This window comes from Paenibacillus bouchesdurhonensis (assembly GCF_900155685.1).
GTDB lineage: Bacteria > Bacillota > Bacilli > Paenibacillales > Paenibacillaceae > Fontibacillus > Fontibacillus bouchesdurhonensis.
Genome location: NZ_LT732547.1, coordinates 441153 through 461576, shown reverse-complemented (window position 1 = coordinate 461576; position 20424 = coordinate 441153). Strand labels below are relative to the sequence as shown.

At 52.0% G+C, this 20424-nt stretch carries 3 protein-coding genes; all 3 read right to left on the bottom strand.

Going from position 1 to position 20424, the window contains the following annotated elements; translation table 11 throughout:
* Positions 1 to 6: 6 nt before the first annotated feature.
* From CZ379_RS01905 to CZ379_RS01895, 3 genes are read right to left on the bottom strand one after another with little or no spacing between them, the layout of a single operon-like run.
* The gene (locus CZ379_RS01905; protein ID WP_110930055.1) at positions 7 to 1284 is read right to left on the bottom strand and encodes an MFS transporter; all 1278 of its coding nucleotides are present in this window, start codon (positions 1282 to 1284) and stop codon (positions 7 to 9) included.
* The gene (locus CZ379_RS01900; protein ID WP_199925406.1) at positions 1281 to 12569 is read right to left on the bottom strand and encodes a non-ribosomal peptide synthetase; all 11289 of its coding nucleotides are present in this window, start codon (positions 12567 to 12569) and stop codon (positions 1281 to 1283) included. The genes CZ379_RS01905 and CZ379_RS01900 overlap by 4 nt, the downstream gene beginning before the upstream one ends.
* 26 nt (positions 12570 to 12595) lie before the next feature.
* Complete coding sequence (locus CZ379_RS01895; RefSeq protein ID WP_110930053.1) at positions 12596 to 20374, bottom strand: non-ribosomal peptide synthetase; 7779 nt, start codon at positions 20372 to 20374, stop codon at positions 12596 to 12598.
* Between the last annotated feature and the right edge of the window lie 50 nt (positions 20375 to 20424).

The following is a 20424-nucleotide window of genomic DNA, read 5'->3' as shown; positions in this document are numbered from 1 at the left end:
TCCATGTCAGGCTTCATGCACTTTCACTGCTCTCACCGGCTCCGGCTCGGCATCCTGGGTGAAGAACTCTCTAAGCTCGCGGTTGCGGTAGGCTATAAAACCAACAGCGAATAGACCTGCTCCAGAAACTACGGTGATATAAGACCAATCCATCCCCTCCAGTGCAGCACCGTATACCCACATGCCAACAGGCACTGCAATGGTTGTCACCGTGTTTACCACTCCAAGAATACTGGCTCTGATTCGCTCGGGAATATAGATTTGCACATACGAGAGCATAGGAATATTGCCCATCGTATTTAGTGCACCCGTCAGCGCCAAGACGATCATAAAGCCGACCATAAGCGTAATCTTTGCACTCATATCAAAGATCGGCCATTTCGGAAACATCCACATGGCGATGACGAATCCCTGCAATTGAATTAGAATAAAAATCTTGTTAGTGATAAAACGATTAATCTTGGGTACCGAAACAACAATAGCTCCAATAATCACGCCTACCGCTAACGCGGCTTCAATGAACGACAGCTGCTGAGGCGTCATATCCAGCGCTTGATAAACAATAAAGGGCAGAATCAGCGAAACCGCTGGAGCGATGACAAAATTGACTACGACGAATATCGATAGCAAATATTTGATCGCAGCACGCTGCCTGATGTACTGGTACACCTCCTTCAAACTTTCCACATACGGCTTGATTTCCCCCATTTGCTCCTTGCGGGATGAGAACTTCAGCGCCATATTAAGAAAACCGGAAAGGATGAACGCGATCCCTTCAATCAGGAAGATTTTCTCCAGGCCGAATTTACTGTAGGCAACAGCCCCAAGCACGGGACCCAAAATACTGATCAGAGCCCCTATGCTCTGGTTGCTGGAATTCACCGTAGCTACCCGTTCAGGAGCAACGATGTTGGGCACAGACGAATTAATCGTCAGCGTAAAGAAGGCCTGGAGCGTGCTCATCACCATCGCATACACAATAAAGAGCAAGATGCTGTCATGGAAAAATTGAAACATAAGCATTAACAGTAAAATCGATGTGCCGCTAAGGAAGTCGGTAATAACCATAATCCGCTTCTTATTGCTGCGATCCACGAACACTCCGGCGAAAATATTCACGAAGATGCCCGGAATGTAAGTAAAACTTAATACGAGGGCGAACATGCTCGCTGAACCGGTGAGATCCAAAATATACAGACTGAGCGCAAAGCGGAAAATGGACGTTCCCAGCTCCGTAATTAAACGACTTAAACTGAAGATCGCGATGTTTCTTGAGTCTCTCATATGTTTACACCTTTCAGTCGTGCAGAAGTATTCCCCTTGATCTGTTCCTCGGCTGCTTTATCCAGCAGGCTCCGGATGGATTCGCTATTCTCCTTTGCAGGGAGCGCCAGCGTAATGTGAATATGGTTGCCCTGATGCCAGGTCATATAGAGAATCCGGTTCGAATCATCGCAATTCACACCTTCTGCATCCAAGTAATCTAAGTCTGCTTCTTCACTCAGCTCGCCAAGATAATTGAAGTTGACTGGCATTTCCTCAAAGGCGGCAAGCAAAGCACTTCTCGCTTCCATAAAAGCCGAATCCATCGAATCGTTATACAGCAGATTCGCAAAATGAAGGTTGTAGTCGGAGGCAGATTGCAGCTTCTTGCTGATCAATTTACACTGCATATCCATATCCTGGTTCCGATCCAGCAGCATAGGAATGTAGTCGATGCATTCGCCGACGATGTTGAAATAAGCCGCCTCCCCATACTGTCTTCCAAAATGGGTCATCCACATCGGAATCTGCTCCATCCCCAGATATGCGCTGAAAAATTCGACAAAGATGCCCACGGCCAGCTTCCACTTGCTCTCTGCATCCTTCTGCCCATCCGCTTGCAGGTCAAGATTAATGCTATGGTTGACGACCGTCATTATAGCTGGGTCGCCGCCTCGCGTCTGCATTGCCGCAGCAATCTGTCTCGACGCCGCCCCGAAGCTCCGAAGGTCATAGAGCTCATGAATTTGCTTGGCCGAAATCCCTTCCGGGCCTCGGCTGATTTGCGCTATGAAGTCCGTAAACGTCGCGCTCTGTTTCGGCTCGGCTGCCTTTCCTTGGCGGAGAAGCTCGTAGCCTTCAACCACTTGGCTGCGGAGGACTTCATTGCTCATGTAATCGAAAATGGTGTGCGAGAACGGAAGCAGCAGCAAATATTCCTTCACACTCTGCTTGACCAGCAGCACGCGGTACATGAGCGGATCCACGTCTGAATACGGCTTAATAAAAAATTTGTTCATGAGCGACTTCAATATCTCCCTCTGCGTGCCTTGCTCGAATTGGGAAATATCGATGATCGGCAGGGCTAGCTGTTCCGAGCATTCATGCAGCCGCCAGTACCCCTCCTCTCCATTTCCTTGAACCAGTACGCTGCGCATCACTTCTTCTCGGGATACAATCTGCTGGAGCACCTGGCGCAGCAGCTCCGGTTGAATCGCTTGCTTCCATTTCACCATTGTTCCCGACACGTCTTTATGCTTGAAATGATACATTTGCGAAGGGGATATTCCGTATTCCTTTACAATCTGTCCGCCCGTGATTCCCTGTGCATAGAGCTCCTGCATGCGCGCGATCGGCTCAAGCATGCCATCCACCCAGGCAGCGGCTTCTATCTGCCTTAATTGGAGCCGTGCATTCAGCTCCTCCCGATCCAAGCTCAAATGTATTGCATCGCCATTCTGATTCCCGGCGTCTGTCAAGTAATGCGGATGTAGACGCTCATCCAAATGCTCGGCGATCAAGGTCTCAGCTTCCTGCTTCAACGCTTCATCCAGGCCGAGTATATGAACGACATAATATTCCTCGTCCTCGACGAAGTAGGTCTTCCATTCGCATGAACGCTGCAGGCGGCCGCTAAGCCACTGCTCCGCCTTCTGAATATCCGTGATCCGCTGTTTCTCGGCAGGGGTCGCCCGCTGGGCATAAGCCGCCAATTCGGCGGGAGTCTGATGGGCGAATACCTGATTGATGCTGATGTTCCATCCGCACTCCGCCAGCTTCGATACCATTTGCATGGCCTTTAACGAATGGCCTCCAAGCGCAAAGAAATTATCATGGACACTGATCCGCTCGATGCCCAGAATTTCCGACCAAACCTGAACAACCACCTGCTCATGCTCATCTCTTGGTGCGGTGTATTCCACATCGTCACCCCGGTATTCCGGTTCTGGGAGCGCTTTGCGGTCGACCTTGCCATTAACGTTCAGCGGAAGCTGCTCCATGAATACGAATGCGGACGGGATCATATAGTCGGGCAGCTGCTCGGCCATATATTCCTTAACGGACAGGACAGTCAGTTCCTCGTCAGCTACTACATAAGCACAGAGGAATTTGTTCGTTTCTTCATAGTCCTTAACGAGAATGACGACTTCCTTGACCGCCGGATGGCTAAGAAGAACACTTTCGATCTCGCCAATTTCAACTCGAAACCCTCTGATCTTAACCTGATTGTCCATTCTGCCAATAAACTCGATAGAACCGTCAGGAAGCCATCTTGCCGCATCCCCAGTCCGATATACCCGATCCCCTGGGACAAAAGGATTCGGAATGAATTTCTGCCTAGTCAGCTCTTCATTGTTCATATATCCGCGGGCCACACCGTCCCCGCCGACCCAGAGCTCTCCAGGCACGCCGATTGGATTCAGGCTCCCGTATTTGTCGACGATGTATGCCGTAGAATTGCTGATCGGCGGCCCAATCGGCACGCTTTTCTCATAGGCCTCTTCGATGATGAAGCAGCAGGAGAACGAAGTGTTCTCCGTCGGCCCGTACCCGTTCACAACAGTCAATTGCTCGCAATGCTCCCTCACAAGCTGGATATGCTTCGGAGAGAGAATATCGCCGCCGACGATCAAGTAGCTTACCGTACGGAACATTTCCGGTTTTTGCTGGGCGAATTGGGTAAATAGCGGCGAAGTGAGCCATAGCGTCGTGATGTGATGCTTCTGAAGTACGGATTCAACCCGGATCGGATCAAGCAGAGTAAATTTATCAACCAAATACAGCCGCGCTCCATTCAGCAGCGCTCCCCAAATATCAAATACGCTGACATCGAATACGGGAGCCGCTGTCTGCAGCACGCGATCCTCTTTCGTGAAGCGTACATAATTCGTATTCCTGACCAGCCGGGCGACACCAAGATGCTCGACCATAACCCCCTTTGGCAGCCCCGTGGATCCTGAGGTATACATGACATAAGCGAGATGACCAGGGTTAGTCTCGTGCCGGAGATTAGGCGCAGCAAGATCGTTCAGCTGCTCGTAATCCAGCACGACGGCTTCTACGCCATCGATCGCTTTGTCTGCATAGCAGCTTCGGGCAAGCAGCACTTGGGCCTCGCTATTCTTAAGAAAATATTCGACCCGATCCATCGGATAATCCGGATCGATCGGAAGATAAGCGCCTCCCGCCTTCAGAATCGCCAGCATGCCGATGATCATTTCCAATGTCCGATCCCCGATGATCGCCACAATTCGGTCTGGACCAACTCCTTTGTTCCGCAAAATTGCGGCAAGCTGGTTGGCCTTGGCGTTAAGCTCGCGGTAAGTCAGCTCGGTATCGCCGCAGACAACCGCGATACGATCTGCCTGCTGTTCAGCCTGCTCCTCGAACAGCTCATGGATCGTTTGGCGCGGATAGTAGGTTGCCGTATCATTGAAGTCTGCGAGAATTTGCCGCCGCTCCTCCTCCAGGAGCAGACCGATGTCGCACAATCTAATTTCCATGTCTGCCGTAACAGCCCGCAAAATTTGAACATAGTGCGCAATCAAGCGCTGAATCGTGTCTTTACGGAAGAGCTTGACGGCATATTCGACATCCAAACGGATCTCTACCCCCTCTTCTGCCGCCGTAACCATCAAATCGAATTTGGATGTCCTATTATCGAACGGATAGGGCGCCATGTGCAGACCTTCCAGTCGGATCTCCTCTACCCCGACATTATCCACAGCGAACATCGTGTCAAACAGCGGATTACGGCTTACATCCCGCGCGACCTCCAGCTTCTCCAGCAGATCCTCGTACTGGATCTGTTGATTCTCAAACGCCTGCAGTGAATGCTCCTTCACTTCCTTCAGGAAATCCCCAAAATGTTTATGCCCTTCAGGCTGAGTACGGATTGCGAGGGTGTTAACAAACATCCCTATGATGCCCTCCAGCTCCTTCCGCGATCTGCCCGCAGTCGGCGTGCCAACGATAATATCCTCCTGGTTCGCATATTTGGATAAGAGGATGTTGTACGCGGCAAGCAGGAACATATACAAGGTAGTCCCTGTCCGCGCAGCCGCTCCAAGTATGCGAGAGCTTAAGTCGCTATCGATCCTAACCGTCACGCTGTCCCCCTCGAAGCTCTGCAATTGCGGACGCGCATAATCGGTAGGAAGCGTCAGCACCGGCAATTCTCCCGCGAAGCGCTTCAGCCAGTATTGCTCCTGCCGGCCATAGGCTTCCGACTGAAGCATTTTGCTTTGCCATACCGCATAATCCTTATACTCTACCCGCGATGCCATATCGTCCCGCTCCTTGCCGCTGTACAACAGGCTTAGCTCCTCGACCAGCAGGCGTACAGATTCTCCATCCGAGACGATATGGTGCATGTCGATCATCAGGATATGCTTGTCCGCACCGAGGCTTGCCAGCCCCGCGCGAATTAACGGCGCCTGCTGCAGGTTGAAAGGCTGAACAAATTGCCGGATGGTTTCCTTGATTCGAGCAGGCTCATCCGCAATGGCCGTCTCCCGGATCGCAAATGCGACTTCCGGATGCACGATTTGCACAAGTTCGCCCTCTCTAAGCTGGAAAGAGGTTCTGAACGCCTCATACCTGCGAATTAAGGTGTCGAATGCCTTTTGCAGCTTGATGCGATCCAGATTTCCAGACAACTGCAACACGAAAGGCATATTGTACGTTGTTCCGGCACCCTCCAGCTCGTTCAAAATCAGCAGACGCTTTTGTGCAGATGATACCGGGTAAGCCTCCTGTTCCGGAGTGCGTTCAATCTCCTCGTAACCCTGCCGCTCCAGCGCATCAATGCCCGCGGCCATCTGCTCCAGAATGGGCTGGGAGAAAACGCCGCTTAATGGCAAATCAACATGAAAAGCTTCTTTAATGCCTGCTATCAGAGCCGCTGCCTTCAAGGAGTGCCCGCCAAGCTCAAAGAAATGGCTATGCGCTCCGACCTGTGTCACGCCGAGCACGTCAGACCAGATTTCAGCAAGCCTTTGCTCCGTTTTATTGCGCGGCGGAACATCGATATCCGCTGCGGCGGAATTGAAGTCGGGCTGCGGCAGCGCATGGCGGTTCACTTTTCCGTTTGCGGTTAATGGCAATTCATCGAGGAATACATAATGGACTGGAATCATGTATTCCGGCAATTCCCGGGCTAGACGCTCTCTCAGCTCCCGTACCGGCCATTCCCGAGAAGCGGCGATATATGCGCATAACTCCGTCTCTTTCCGCAAGTTCTCTATAGCCAGGACAACAGCCTCCTTGATCCCCGCCTGCTTCAAGAGGACATTCTCTACCTCGCCCAACTCAATGCGGTAACCGCGGATTTTAACCTGTTCATCCATCCGGCCTAAATACTCCAGATCCCCTTCCGGCAGCCATCTGGCTAAATCTCCGGTTCGGTACATTCTTTCGCCGGGATAGAAGGGGTCACTCGTAAACTTCTCCGCCGTCAAATCAGGCCGGTTCATATAGCCCCGAGCCAAGCTGGCGCCGGCAACGCACAGTTCGCCAGGCACCCCGACCGGGAGCAGCTTGTCATTGGCATCCAGTATATAAACCCGAACATTGTCGATCGGCTTGCCGATCGGAATATTGTCGTACTCTCCCTTGACCACGAATGCCGACGTTACGATCGTGTTCTCCGTCGGCCCATAGTTATTGACAAGCTCATAAGGCGTCGGACGATACACTCTGAGCTTATCTCCCCCCGTAATCAGCATGCGCAGCGAGTCGTTGTCGAGCTGGATGAACTGCTCGCAAACCGCTGTCGGCAAGAAGCTGATTGAAATACGGCTGTTGTTGTAATATTCCGCTAATAATCGTACATCGTAACGAATTTCTTCCGGAATGATGTGCAGTTCACTGCCCGACAGAAGGGCCGGGAAAGTCTCCCACACCGAAGCATCGAAGCCAAACCCGGCATATTTCGTACATTTGTCTGCGGCCGTCAGCTTGTAGTACGTTTGGTACCAACCGGTCATATTCAACAAGGAACGATGCTCGATCATAACGCCCTTCGGCTTCCCCGTCGAACCGGAGGTGTAGATGATATAGGCCAGGTCGGATGGCGAGGCATCCGCGGATGACAGCGGCGGCGTTGAAGATGATTGTGATGAGGCCGACGTTGATGTTGGCGTTGTTGATGTTGATGCCGATGGGAATGGTGTTGACGTTGATTCCGCCGATGTTGTTGACGATATTGACGAAGGCAGCGGCTCCGCTTCCATGGACAAAGCAAGCGCATCCTCCAGATCAATCGCTTGAATATTCCTTCCGGCCATATGAACCTTCATATCAGGAGCAAGCATCTCTTTCGCTTGCAGCAGCCGGCTCTTCGTCAAGAGCAGACCCGCATTGCTATCCTCCAAAATATAAGCGATGCGGTCAGCCGGATATTCATGGTCGATCGGAAGATAGGCGCCTCCAGCCTTCAGCACTGCCAGCACGGCAACGATCATTTCGATTGAGTGCTCAGCCATGATCGCTGCAACCTCGCCGGGCTTGACGCCATGAACACGAAGCATTGGGGCAAGTCGGCTCACCAGCTCGTCCAGTTCCCTATAAGTTAATCGCTGCTCCTTGAATACGATAGCGATGCGCTCCGGTGTCCGCTCGACCTGTTCAGCAAACAGTTCATATACCGTCCGGTTGCGCGCGAAGTCGGCACGGAAACCATTAAAATCAACCAGCACGTGCTGCCGTTCCTCTAGCGACAACAACTCTATATCTGCGAGCTTCATCTCTTTGCTAGCGGCAATAGCCCGCAGCACCTGGACAAAATGCTTCAGCAGCCGCTCAATCGTAGCTGCCTTAAACAATTTGACTGCATACTCGGCATCGATGAACATCCCTTGCTCCCGCTCGACCACCGTCAAGGTCAAATCGAACTTGGACATCCGGCCATCCCAAGAGCAGGATTGCACGTTCAGTCCGCTTAAATCAGCCTCTTGAATATCGATGTTCTGCAAGGTAAATACCGTATCAAACAGCGGATTTCGGCTCATGTCCCGCCGTAAGCCGAGCTGTTCGATGAGATCCTCGTATTGATAGTCCTGATGCTCGAAAGCCTGCAGCGCCGTTTGCTTCACCTCATTCAGGAAATCCCCGAACGTCTTCTGCGCTTCCGGCTTCAGGCGTAAAGCCAGCGTATTGACGAACATGCCGACCGTATGAAGCACGTCTGCATGGGTTCTGCCCGCTGTCGGAGAACCGATCACGATGTCCTCCTGAGCCGAATACTTGGACAACAGCACGCTATAGGCAGCAAGCAAAACCATATATAAGGTAGATCCCGTTTCATTGGCGAGCTGCTTCAGCTGAGACGACAGTTCTTGGTCGATTTCCACGGAGGCTGTCGCTCCCTCGAAGCTTTGAATTTGCGGACGCGGGTAGTCGGTCAGCATATTCAGTACAGGAGGCTCCTCGGCGAACTGCTCTAGCCAGTAGCGCTCATGCCGCTGCAAGCCCCCCGAGCCGAGCTGTTTATTTTGCCAGACCGCAAAATCTTTATATTGAATGCGCTGGGCACCCAAATACTCCAAGCCTCGACCGTTGTATAGCTCGCTGAATTCCTTCACGATGACGCCGATGGAGAAGCCATCGGCGACAATATGATGAATATCGATGACCAGCACATATTGCTCCTCCTGGCGTTTAGCGAGAACGGCCCGCAGCAACGGAGCCTGGCCAAGATCGAAAGGCGTGACGAAGCTTTCGGCGATATCCTCTATATTCCGGTCAGGATAAACGTCCAACTGCTCAATGGCAAAGTCGACGCTCTCATGGATTCGCTGAATCGGCTCGCCCCGAAGGAGGCCGAAGGAAGTCCGCAAGGGCTCATGACGCGCGATCAACGCTTGAAATGCCTGTTCCAGCCGCTCCACATCAAGCCTGCCCTCGATTTGCATCACGAACGGCATGTTGTATGCAGTATCCATGCCTGTCATGCCATTCAAAATAAACAACCGCTTTTGCGCCGAGGACACCGGATAATATTCAGCCGCCGGGGCAGGCTCGATGGCTAGAGCGGCAGCATCCCCTTCGGCATTCCCGCCAATACGGGCCGCCATGTCTGCAAGAACGGGTGTTTGGAACACATCCGCCAGCGGCAGCTGGATCTGAAATTGCTTCTTCACTTCCGAGACCAGCTTCAAAGCCGTCAAAGAGTGGCCGCCCAGCTCAAAGAAATGATCATTCACGCCAGCAGCCGGAACACCTAGAATATCCGTCCAAATGTCAGCAAGCTTCTGCTCAACCTCATTGCGCGGCGCAGCATAGATCCCTTCATAAGCAGCGCTCTCCTCCGGCTCAGGCAGAGCCTGGCGATCAACCTTGCCGTTTGCCGTTAGCGGCAGCTGATCCATGAATACCCAATGGGAGGGAATCATGTAGTCGGGAAGATAGCCCGACAAGTATTTCCTGATTTCCGCTGCACTCAGTTCGCCCTCGCAGACGAGATAAGCACATAAGGCCTTGCTGCCTTCGCCCTTGTCCCATACCGTGACGATGGCCTCCTTCACAGACTTGTGCAGCTGGATCCGGCTCTCAATCTCCCCGATTTCAATACGGAATCCTCTGATCTTCACCTGATGATCCAGCCGACCGATGAACTCAATCGTGCCGTTCGGGAGCCAGCTTGCGGCATCTCCCGTACGGTAAATGCGCTCTCCTTCAGCAAAGGGGCTGGCCATGAATTTCTCTGAAGTCAGCGCCTCGTTATTGATGTAGCCCCGGGCCACACCGTCGCCCCCAACCCATAGCTCACCCGGCACACCGACAGGACATAAGTGCCCGTATAAGTCGACAACATAAGCTGTAGAATGAGCAATCGGCCCGCCGATCGGGATGCTCTTCTCCTCCTGCGAACTAATCGTATAGCAGCAGGAGAAGGTCGTATTCTCGGTCGGCCCATACCCATTGATCAGCGTCGTTCCCTCACACTGCTCCGCGACCCGCTGAATATGCTTGGGCGAGAGGGCATCTCCGCCGACGATTAGATGACGTAGAGGCTGGAACAACTCCGGCTGCTGCTGGGCCAGCTGATTAAACAGCGGGGAGGTGAGCCACATCGTCGTGATGCTGTATTCGCGAAGCGCTTGTCCCAGCTTCTCCGGCTCCAATATCGCTGCCTTATCGATGATATACAGCTCCAGCCCGTTTAGCAGCGCACCCCATATTTCAAACGTGCAAGCATCGAACACAGGTGCCCCCGTCTGCAGAATGCGATCCCCCGGCCGGAACGGAACGTAGTTCGTATTCTGGACAAGGCGAACTACATTTTGATGCTCGATCATAACTCCTTTAGGCCGCCCCGTTGAACCTGACGTATACATGACATAGGCCAAATTTGCAGGCTTCACAGGGCTCCCCTCTGCTTGGAGCGGCAGCTCATGAAGCTGCTCGGCCGCCTGAATGGAGGAGAGCCCTCCTGCCGGCTCGTTCTCATCGAGGATGATCATCTCAGCTTCACTCGCAAGGTCTTCCGCATAGCACCGCGGAGTAACGATCCATTTCGCCTGACTATCCAGAAGCATATATTCAATACGGTCATTCGGATATTCGGGGTCGATGGGCAAATAAGCGCCTCCTGCCTTCAAAATACCCAGCATGCCGATCACCGTATCCGCAGAACGCTCCCCAATTAGGCCGACGATCTGATCGGGGCCGACTCCTCTGCTTCTGAGTCTGACTGCAAGCTGATCGGCTCTTTCATTCAATTCCTCATACGTCAAACTTTCACCGTTATGAACGATAGCAAGCTTTCCGGGGCCTTGCTCGACCTGACGTTCAAATAATTGCACGATGGTTTGGTTCCGCGGATACTCGCCTGCCGTGTCATTGAACCTGTGCAAAATTAGCTCTCGTTCCTCGCTCGTAATTACTGAAATATCTCGCAGAAGTATATTTGCATTCTGGCTGACCGTATTCAGCACTTGCTCATAATGCTGGAACAAGCGATCCATCGCCGCCTGCTCATAGCGTGCCGTATTATATTTGAATTTGACCTCAAGACCTTCGTTCGGCATCAAAATAAGATTGAAATCATAATGCGTCTGTTCGAAATCCTCAAGCTCGCTAATGGCGAAAGGCTCCTCCGCTTTTGATTCGTCCAGCGGGTCAGCACTCACCGGATAATTCTGAAAGGCGTAAATATGATCGATTAGGTGCTGTTTCTTCGTTGATAGGGACTGAATTTCCGCAAGTGGATAAAAATCATAGTTTTGCGTTTCTAAGGAGGTAAGTTGAACTTGTTGAATGAGAGCAGAGAAGGTTTGATCACCATGGAAGGCAATCCGGATCGGGACAGTGTTGATGAACAGCCCGATCATTTGCTCGACCCCTTCCACCTCGGCTGGCCGACCGGAGGTGACGGAACCGAAGACTACATCCTCGGTTCCGTTGTAACGGCCTAACAGCAGCGCCCAAGCCGACTGGAGCACCGTATTCAGCGTCACTTGATGGGCTTTGGCCACCTGCTCCAGCCGCTGAGCCGTCTCCTCGCTTATTTTATAGCTGCGATCAACTTGATCGTTCGCCTTATGGCGCATCACGCCTTGGTCGGGATATTCTTTGCCGTCCTGGCGTCTTATTCCGAAGGAAGGCAGCTCAATCGCTGAATCATAGCCTTGCAAATAATCGGCCCAATAGCGATGGGCTTCTTCCCGATCCTGGCGATCCAGCCATTGGATGTAGCTGGCGAAGGGAGGAGCCTCGTCCAGTTCCAGGGACACGCCCTGGCTCAGCGCTTTATATACTTCGAACAGTTCCTGCACGATCGTTTTCAAGCACCAGCCGTCCATAATGATATGATGATAGCTCCAAATCAGCTTATAGCGATGATGCTCCATGCGCTGATCCTTACGTTGACCCGTAGGCTGATCCGTGTGCAGATCGATTTGCTGATCCGTACGCAGCACTGACACCCGCAGCAGCATATCCTTCGCCAAGTCGAAGCCCTTCTTCTGATCGGCCTGGATAAAGCGTTGTATATACTGCTCCTGCTCAGCCTTATCCATTTGGGATATATCTTCATAAAAAACGGACATGCTTCGCTTCTTGAATATTATTTGCTTCGGATTTTTCATATTTTCGTGAAGGAAGTTCAGCCTCAGCACATCGTACTTGTCGATCAGAGCATTAAAACTTTTCTCCAGCAGCCCGACATCCAGCTGCCCCGTGACGGTGCAGGCAAACTGTTCGAAATAAGCCGCGGACTCTGGATTCAAATAGGAATGGAAGAGCATTCCCTCTTGCATCGGCGTTAGGTTGCATACCCCAGCGATAGACAGCTTTTCGTTCATGACCATCCCTCCTCTGAATCTATTTTTTAACTTTTGTAAAAATCCATAATAGCTTCCAGCTCTTCAATCGATAGATCATCTCCCCCCACATCGGAAGGCGTCAGCTCCTGCGTCTCTTTGTCCATGCAATGCTTAATAATCTCGTTCAGCTGCGATTTGAAGTGATTTCCGAAAACCTGGATATCTGCCTCCGCATATTCCTGCAGGTTATACTCGATGGACATCGTCAGCTGCCCATCCTCCACGAGTCCTCCAATATTCAGGGCAATTTCCCTCTCGGCCTCCGGGCTGACGGTTTGGCCATAAGAAATATCGGAGACCTGGAACACATCCGTGTTCACGTCATTATCAAATTGCCCTAAGTAGTTGAACTTGATTTCGGGCTCCAATCGAAAATCGATACTCTCATCTCCTTGTTCAGCAGCAAGATATTTGAGCAGCCCGTAGCCGATTCCCTTGTTCGGAATGCGCCGGATGCTCTCCTTGACCGACTTGATCTGATAGGAGAGCTCGGTCGTGCCGGGCACATCCAGCACCACGGGATATATGGATGTAAACCAACCGACGGTTCGACTGACATTCACATTTTTAAGAATTTCTTCCCGGCCGTGGCCTTCGAGGCAAATCAGCACCTTCTCCTCGCCTGTCCACTGCCGTACGGCCCGTCCCAAAGCGGTGAGAAGTATATCGTTAATTTCCGTGTTGTACGCTCCGTGTACCTTGCCTAGCAATTGCTCTGTCTCAGACTTCGCCAACTGGAAGGAATGCGTCATATTATCGAGCACCTTGAGCGCACCTACGCGGCGGCCTGATTTGGGCAATGCCTTAACCTCCGCAGACTCGATCTGCTGCCAGTAAACCATCTCATTCTGCATGGCCTTGCTTGCAGCATGCTCCTTCAAACATTTCGCCCATGCCCGGAAGGAGTCCGTTTTGGCGGGAAGCTGGATTGGCTTTCCGCTTGCCGCCTGCTCGTAAGCCAGCGTTAAATCCTCAAACAAGATGCGCCAGGAAATGCCGTCAATCACCAGGTGATGAATAATAATCGCCAGATGGTCACCGGTGCTCGTCCTGAACAGGCCAGCCTTAACTAAGGGCCCCCGTTCCAAGTCGATGCTGCCGTGAAGCAGATCGATTTGGCGGGATATCTCCAGCCTGCCCTCGTCCCCATCCGGCACCGTCAGAGCAGCTAGATCGAACCAAGTACGTTCTGCCTGCCCATTCAGTCCCTCGTTATACTGTATCCATGCTCCATCCTCCTGCTTGAATACCATTCTTAACGCGTCATGATGACGGGTAAGCTCCGTAAGAACCTGGGACAATAGGTCGATTTGGAAACCATCCCGTTTATATAGAACGACCGCCTGGTTCCAATGATTCGCCGGCGAGAAGCCGCATTCGAAGAACCACTCCTGAATCGGCGTAAGCTCAACCTCTCCCTCCACAGGGCCCTGGTCAATTTCACGATGATCCAATTGGACGTACCTGGACAACTTGCGAATCTCCGGATTCTGAAATAAATCCTTCATTTTCAGCGTGTAGCCGTAGCTGCTTAATTTGGAGGATATTTGAATAGCCCGGATCGAATCTCCGCCAAGCTCGAAGAAATTATGGTCGATTCCGATCTGACTGACGCCAAGCACCTCTTCCCAAATCGCTGCCAGCGCTTCCTCCACTTCATTGCGCGGCGCGGCATAATCTCCCGCCATCGCTGTGGCTCGATCCGGAGCCGGCAGTGCCGCCCGATCAATCTTCCCGCTGACCAGCAGCGGCATCTGCTCCAGCGTAACGAAATAAGCGGGGATCATATAGTTCGGCAGCGTCTTTTCCAAATGATCCTTAAGCTCGCGGAGGCAGGCCTCTTCTTGATTCAGCGCAAGTGAGTCCAGCACCAGATAAGCGCATAAATATTTACTGCCGCTCTCGTCCTCTCGGGCTAGCACAACCGTCTGCTTGATATGCGGAGCTTGTAAAATACGAACCTCGATCTCCTCCAGCTCGATGCGGAAGCCCCTGATTTTCACCTGAAAGTCCTTGCGTCCGAGGAACTCCAGGTTTCCGTCAGGAAGCCAGCGCCCTAAATCCCCAGTTCGATATAGACGCAAGCTGGCGCCTTGCTTCTGCATGAAAGGATCCTGCATGAAAGCTTGGCCCGTTCGTTCCGGATCATGAATATATCCTCGGCCTACCCCGATGCCGGACACACAGATCTCTCCATATACACCGATTGGACATAATTCCATCTGCTCGTCCACTACATAAAGGTTAAAATTCACCAGCGGTTTGCCGATCGGGACAGTCTCCATTCCTTCCGGCAGCTGCTCGGCTACGTATTGGCTAACATCATCAGCAGCCTCCGCCGGCCCATAGGCGTTTACGATTTGAATTTCAGGGTACAGCTCCAACCATCTCTGGGCCAAATCCGGCTTGATCGTTTCGCCCGTGATTAATAAATGACGGAGTGAAGGCAGTTGTGCCCTAGTCTGTACCAAGACATCCAGCATCACCGCCAAGTACGATGGAACGACCTCTAGGAGCGTTACCTGATCCTCGATGATTCCCGCAAGGAATCGTTCTACCTCCAGCACAAGCTCCTGCGAATAAATTGCGGTTGTCCCTCCCAAGGCCAGTGCGCCGAAGCATTGCCAAACCGAGATATCAAAACAGATATTGGCGTTTTGTGCAAAAATAAGACGTTGATCCAAGCCCAGTTCATCAGCCTCCGCTAGAATGTGATTTAGCAGACCCTTGTGCTCAATCATCACGCCTTTGGGCTTGCCCGTTGATCCAGAGGTGAACAAAATATAAGCCAAACTGTCAGCAGCAGGCACAATGCCGATATTTTCCGGGCTTTCTTCCATAACTTGCGCCGCAATTCGGTCAAGGCACACAATGGCGCCTTCATACCTTTCCTCTAAACCGTCCTGCAAATATTCAGAGCGGGTAATGAGCACCCGGGCGCCGGAATTTTCCAATATGCCTGCTTTGCGCTCAACGCCGTATTCCATGTCGATCGGAACGTAAGCCCCGCCGACCTTCCAAATGGCGAGCACACCTTGAATGAAATCGGGCGAACGCTCCAGCATCACCGCCACTACCGTGTCCGCCGGGACATCGTCTAATTGACTTTGCAAATAACGTCCAAGCCGGTTCGCCCGATCATTCAGCTCCGCATAGGTCAGCACCTCTCCGGCAAAACGGACGGCCGGCTCCTCCGGCTGCTCCAAAGCGAGCTGCTCAAATCGTAATGGCACGGTTCGATCAAAATCATAATTGACGACCTTGCCTTGGCCGATCGCCAGGATTTCCTTCCGTTCGTCCACCGTGAGCATATCCAGCTGCATTAGAGGCACTTCCGGCTCAGCAGCGATATTACGCAGGAGCTCCATATAATGCTTGCCAAGCTTCTCTGCGGTAAAGGCCGTAAATAAATCTGTATTGTATTGCAAATCGAAGTGAATCTCCGAAGCATCTGTGTACACGTCCAGCATGAGATCGAATTTAGATATATCGTTCTGCAGCTCGTAAGGAGTAAGCAACATTTCACCGATATAAATTTCTTGTCGTTCTCGATCCGTCAAATTGAACATCGTGTCAAAGAGAGGGTTGCGGCTCGTATCCCGCTCCACATCCAGCAGCTCCACCAATCGTTCGAACGGTAAATCCTGATGGTCAATCGCGGATAAGGTATGATCCTTCACCTCGTGAACAAATTGACGGAATGTCTTATGCCGCTCCGGAAAGCTGCGAAGCGCGACCGTATTGATGAACATGCCCAGCATTTGCTGCACATCCTGATGCGTTCGTCCAGCTACTGGCGAGCCGACGACGATGTCCTCTTGTCCCGAATATTTCGACAGCAGAATATTATAGGCGGCCAGCAGCACCGCGTATAATGTGGAGCCCGTGTCATGGGCTAGCGCCCGCAGCGCCTTGGAAAGCCCGGGCGGCAGCACAAATTGCAGCGTACAGCCGTTAAAGGTCTGCATCGGAGGCCTTCTATAATCGAGGGGCATGTTCAGCACAGGCAGCTCGCCACGATAATGCTCCAGCCAATACGCTTCATGCTCCTTCATTTCTTCGCCAGCCAGCCGCTCGTTCAGCCAGCTTGCATAATCCTTATATTGAATCTCGAGCGGCGGCAGCGTGTCGCCCCGATATAGCTGCTCCAGTTCACGCAGCATGATGTCGCCAGACAGACCGTCCGAAATAATATGATGCATATCAATAAGCAGCACATGCTCCTCCTGAGCAAGCTGAAGCAGCTCCATCCGCATTAGCGGTGCCGCCTCTAAATCGAAGGGTTGGATAAACGATGATATCCGCTGATTCACTTCCCCCTCGGCAGCACCCCTAAGCTCCACCATTTCAAGCCCGCATTCCGCCTCGGGATGCACGATCTGCACAAGCTCCCCATCCACCACGTGGAAGGACGTTCTAAAGCACTCATGTCGTTCGATCAACCGGGCTACGGTCTGCTGAAATTGTGCTATGTCCAGACAGCCTTGAATACGATAAGCAAACGGCATGTTATATGCCGTCGAGCCCGATTCCTCCAGCGTATGCAGCACATACATCCTTCTTTGCGCCGGACTCACCGGGTAGTAGTCTTGAATCGGGGCGGGCGTTATAGCGGACGTGCCGCACGGTCTGTCGCCAAGCTCCTGAATATGCTCGGCCAGCTGCGCTACGGTTGGATATTGGAAAATGTCCTTTACCTTCACATCCGCGCCAAGCTCCCCATGGATTCTAGAGACAATAACCGTTGCTTTCAGAGAATGGCCGCCCAAGGCGAAGAAGTCAGCCTGAGCGCTCACCTGCCTTACGTCCAGAACCTCCGTCCAAATCGACACCAATGCCTCTTCCACAGCGTTCCGGGCAGGCACAAACGGTGCGTCGAGACGATCATGGACGGGATCGGGAAGCTGGCTGCGGTTAATCTTCCCATTGGCATTATGCGGCATTTCTTCAAGCTGCATAAAAACAGAGGGAACCATATATTCCGGCACACAAGTGCTTAAATACTCCTTTATTTCGGATATGCCGAGATCGATGTTCGCGGTGTAATAGGCGCATAAATACTTCTCGGCTTCTCCACTGCCCTTCACGAGCACCGCGGCCTCCCGAACCTGTTCATGCTCGGCCAGCCGATGCTCGATTTCCCCAAGCTCAATGCGGAATCCTCTAATTTTGACCTGATGATCCTTGCGGCCGACGAATTCGATGTTGCCGTCCGGAAGCCATCTGCCCAAATCACCCGTTTTATACAATCTAACGCCCGGCGAAGGCGCAAACGGATCCTCCATGAAGGCCTCCTCCGTCCGCACAGGATCGTTAAGATATCCTCTTCCGACCGCAATTCCGGCCACGCAAATTTCACCGATAATCCCCACGGGACATAAATGCATTTGCCGGTTCACGATATATATCCGAATGTTGGACAATGGCTTGCCCACCGGAATATACTCCCTATTCTCCGGCGTCTGCTCCATCACATATTGGCAAATGTCGTCAGAGGCTTCCGCCGGCCCGTATGCATTAACCATCCTGATTCCGGGACAAAGCGCAAACCAGCGTGCAACCAATGCCGGAGTGGCCGCTTCCCCGGTAATCAGCAAATGCTGCAAGTGTTCGAAACGAAGCGAACGCTCCTCCACCAAATCCAGCAAAACCGCCAAATATGAAGGCACGACCTCAAGCAGTGTCACTTGATCGCGAATCACTTGATTTATGAACTGCCCGGGCGCTAGGATCAGCTCATCTGGGTAGATCGCCGTCGTTCCTCCAAGCACCAAAGCGCCGAAGAACTGCCATACCGAAATATCGAAGCAATGATTCGCCGTTTGAGCAAATACGATGTGCTCGGATAAGCCAAGATCGTCTGCCTCAGCCCAAATATGGTTCAGCATTCCCAAATGCTCGATCATGACTCCCTTGGGCTTGCCCGTCGATCCCGAGGTAAAGAGCGTATAAGCTAGGTCGGTAATCTCCATCGGGAGATTGAGATCATGGCCGTCCGCTTCCCCCGCCGGAACGACGAGTTTGTCCATCTCTACAATTCGGCCCGCGTAATCGGCACGCAGCCCGTCTTCCACATACTCCGATAACGTGACAACGATCCGGGCGTCCGAATCGGCGATGATCCCTGCCTTCCTGTCCTCGGGATAATGGGCATCTACCGGTATGTAAGCCGCTCCCAATTTCCATATAGCGAGTATGCTTTCAACCATGAGCGGCGAGCGATCCAGCATGACCGCTGCAAAATCGCCATGTCCCAGCCCTCGTTCCTGAAATACCCGGGCCAGCCGATTCGCATTGCGGTTTAACTGCTCGTAGGTGATTTGCTGCCCTTGATAGAGGAGCGCAATTTTACGAGGGTGAAGGCGCGCTCGTTCTTCAAACAGCTGATGCGCAGGCTTATCGAGCCGATAAGCCTTATCCGTCCGATTAAACTCAAATAATAGCTTTTGCTTTTCCCCTGCCGTAATCATTTCAATATCCCGGACAAGGATTTGCTCATTTCCTAATACCGCCGATGTGATTTGTTTCAAATGACCTTCCAGTCTTCGCAGAAAATCCTCATCGTACATGGTTCCGTTATAGGTGAGCAACACTTCCAGCTCGTCCTCGGGAAACACCGTAACGTCCAAATCATAGTTCGTATGCTCCAGCATTTCGCTGTCGGTAATAACAAGCTGGTGTTCCCCATCGCCGTCACCTGCCATCTCTAGCGGATAATTCTCGAATACGACGATATGGTTGATAAGATGCTGCTTCAGCACCGTTCCTGACTGAATATCGGCAAGCGAAACATAGTTGTACCGGTTGGCCTCCAGAATCGAATCATGCACATTGTGCAGCAGCTCACCGAAAGAGGTATGTTCATCGCTCTTGACCCGCAGAGGAACCGTATTAATGAATAGGCCAACCATGCTCTCGATCCCAGGCAGCTCCGGAGGCCTTCCCGATACGACCGAACCGAATACGACATCCTCGCTATGGTTGTATTGCTGCAGCAAAATTCCCCACAACGCATGGAACACCGTACTGAGCGTAACCTGATTGTCGACCGCCAGTTTCTGCAGGCTGCGCGTCGTCTCGGCATCCCATTTAAACTGGTATTTGCGATGGTCGAAGCCTCCCTTCTCCGCAGTCCCTTTGGAGGAGGGGATAGCCGCTTGCAGCTCATATTCCTCTAAATAGTCCCTCCAGTACTGTAGAGCCTCGTCCTGATCCTGCTCGCCCAGCCATTGGATATAATCGCTGTAAGGATAAGGCGTGGCCAATTGAATCGGAACGTTAGCGGCCAAAGCCTCATAAATATGGAATAAATCCTGGGCAAGAATGCCAAGGCACCAGCCGTCCATAATAATATGATGAAATCTCCAAATAATTTGATGCGTGCGTTCATCGATTTTGAAGATAGCCATCCGAATCAATGGCCCTGTCTCCAAGTCGAAACTCTGTTGTTGATCCCGGGCTTTATACTCTTCTATCCATCGCTGCTGCTCATCGTTGGAATAAGCAGATATATCCCTATAATCGATGCGCGGCTCGCGTTGGCTTACTACGATTTGCAGCGGCTGTTCAACCTCTGTATAGATGAATACCGTTCTTAATACGTCGTATCGTTCAATCAATTTCGCAAAGCTCTGTTCCATCGTTCGTGAACACAGCTTCCCTTTAATCGTGAAAGACACATGTTCAAAATACGCTTCAGAATCGGGATCAACCAGGGAATGGAACAAAATTCCCTCCTGCGTCGGCGTCAGCGGGTATATTTTTTCGATTTCATGGTTGCTCAAATTTGTTTCACTCCCCCTCTTACTTTAGCGACCGAACCTCATTGCCGATT

Excerpts from the sequence above, each read along its gene's own strand:
- CZ379_RS01905 (WP_110930055.1), bottom strand. The coding sequence starts at position 1,284 with ATGAGAGACTCAAGAAACATCGCGATCTTCAGTTTAAGTCGTTTAATT.
- CZ379_RS01900 (WP_199925406.1), bottom strand. The coding sequence starts at position 12,569 with ATGAACGAAAAGCTGTCTATCGCTGGGGTATGCAACCTAACGCCGATG.